The 2,062-nt window shown below is 39.7% G+C and carries 2 protein-coding genes and 1 tRNA gene; all 3 read left to right on the forward strand.

Going from position 1 to position 2,062, the window contains the following annotated elements:
- Positions 1–373 precede the first annotated feature (373 nt).
- Positions 374–1,162, forward strand: a complete 789-nt coding sequence (gene codY / locus SORDD24_RS06005; RefSeq protein ID WP_000940724.1) for a GTP-sensing pleiotropic transcriptional regulator CodY — start codon at positions 374–376, stop codon at positions 1,160–1,162.
- The gene (locus SORDD24_RS06010; RefSeq protein ID WP_061408637.1) at positions 1,162–1,737 is read left to right on the forward strand and encodes a cysteine hydrolase family protein; all 576 of its coding nucleotides are present in this window, start codon (positions 1,162–1,164) and stop codon (positions 1,735–1,737) included. The genes codY and SORDD24_RS06010 overlap by 1 nt, the downstream gene beginning before the upstream one ends.
- Before the next feature lie 79 nt (positions 1,738–1,816).
- Positions 1,817–1,902 (forward strand) — tRNA-Leu (locus tag SORDD24_RS06015).
- The last annotated feature ends 160 nt before the right edge of the window (positions 1,903–2,062 follow it).

Here is a 2,062-nt window from a genome sequence, read left to right on the forward strand (position 1 = left end):
ACGGTACCGTAATAAAGACAATAAAAAACCTCGCAACACTTCAAGCGAAAAGAAGACTGGCTTTGTTATTCGTAACAAAGGAGACAAATAGAAAAAAGCGATTCACACTGTGAATCGCTTTTATATATAAGGAGACCGATAGTAAAAGAAGATGGTGATAGTAAAGGATAGGTGAAACGGAAAGGGATTTATCATGTCATCTTCTTATAATGTTATAATATCAAAAATAAAATAGGATGTCAATAAAAAAATTGCTTTTTTTCTAAAATATTTTTGCTGTTCAAAATTGCAATTAAATAAGCAATTTTCAGATAATTATTGAAATAAAGACTTTTCTATGTTATAATGGAAGCGATTATATGCGAGGTAAAAAATGGCACATTTATTAGAAAAAACAAGAAAAATCACGTCTATTCTAAAGCGCTCTGAGGAGCAACTCCAAGATGAACTTCCTTACAATGCGATCACACGCCAGTTAGCTGATATTATTGACTGTAACGCTTGTATTGTGAATAACAAGGGACGTCTCTTGGGTTACTTTATGCGTTATAAGACCAATAATGACCGTGTAGAACAATTCTTCCAAACCAAAACCTTCCCTGACGTCTATGTACAAGGGGCAAACATGATTTATGACACGGAAGCAAATCTACCTGTTGAACATGATTTGACCATTTTTCCTGTGGAGAGCCGTGCGGACTTTCCAGATGGGTTGACAACGATTGCTCCGATTCATGTATCAGGGATTCGCCTAGGTTCCTTGATCATTTGGCGCAATGATAAGAAATTTGAAGATGAGGATTTGATTCTCGTTGAGATTGCGAGCACGGTAGTAGGGATTCAACTGTTGAACTTCCAACGTGAAGAAGACGAGAAGAATATTCGCCGCCGTACGGCTGTTACCATGGCGGTCAACACCCTGTCCTATTCAGAACTTCGTGCCGTATCAGCTATTCTAGCTGAGTTGGATGGGAATGAAGGGCAGCTGACTGCATCAGTTATTGCAGATCGTATTGGCATTACGCGCTCAGTGATTGTCAATGCGCTTCGGAAATTGGAGTCGGCGGGAATTATTGAGAGTCGTTCTTTAGGAATGAAGGGGACTTATCTCAAAGTTCTAATTGGTGATATTTTTGAGGAAGTGAAAAAGAGGGACTACTAATGGCAAAGGCTTTAATCTCGATTGACTATACAGAGGATTTCGTAGCAGACCATGGAAAGCTAACTGCTGGCGCACCCGCTCAAGCAATATCAAAAGCCATTGATCAGGTAACTAGATTAGCTTTTGATCGTGGAGACTATGTCTTTTTTACCATTGATGCTCATGAAGAGAAGGATACATTCCACCCAGAAAGCAAGCTCTTTCCACCACACAACATCATCGGAACTAGTGGGCGTAACCTTTATGGCCCCCTAGCTGATTTTTATGCTGAACATGAGGCGGATAGTCGTGTCTTTTGGATGGATAAGCGTCACTATTCAGCTTTTTCAGGAACGGACTTAGATATCCGTTTGCGGGAACGTCAGGTTGACACTGTTATCTTAACAGGTGTTTTGACGGACATTTGCGTCCTTCATACGGCTATTGATGCTTATAATTTAGGTTATCAAATTGAGATTGTTAAGCCTGCAGTTGCCTCTATTTGGCCAGAAAATCATCAGTTTGCTCTTGGGCATTTTAAGAACACATTGGGAGCAAAATTACTGGATGAAAACCTTGCTGAAATTGAACTATAGCCTGTTGGAAAAATGAAAAAAATCTGAAAAAAGTGTTGACAAAGATTTTGAAAGTTGATATACTAGTAAAGTAATCGACGCGGGGATGGCGGAATTGGCAGACGCGCAGGACTAAGGATCCTGTGACCGCTTTAGGTCGTGAGGGTTCAAGTCCCTCTCTCCGCATAGGGTAAGAGTTAGCTTTAGCTAGCTCTTTTTGTTTTTACAAAGAAGACTAGAGGCCACGTTTCGTATATCGAAAAATATTGGCATCAAGAACAGTCATTGTATCAGAACATTTAAACTGAGTTTTCCATTTCATCCTATCAAGAATTTCTTCAAACAC

It is taken from the genome of Streptococcus oralis (genome assembly GCF_001579175.1).
GTDB classification, from domain to species: domain Bacteria; phylum Bacillota; class Bacilli; order Lactobacillales; family Streptococcaceae; genus Streptococcus; species Streptococcus oralis_O.

Coding starts and splice junctions, on each gene's coding strand:
- SORDD24_RS06010 (WP_061408637.1), top strand. CDS start 1,162: ATGGCAAAGGCTTTAATCTCGATTGACTATACAGAGGATTTCGTAGCA.
- codY (WP_000940724.1), top strand. CDS start 374: ATGGCACATTTATTAGAAAAAACAAGAAAAATCACGTCTATTCTAAAG.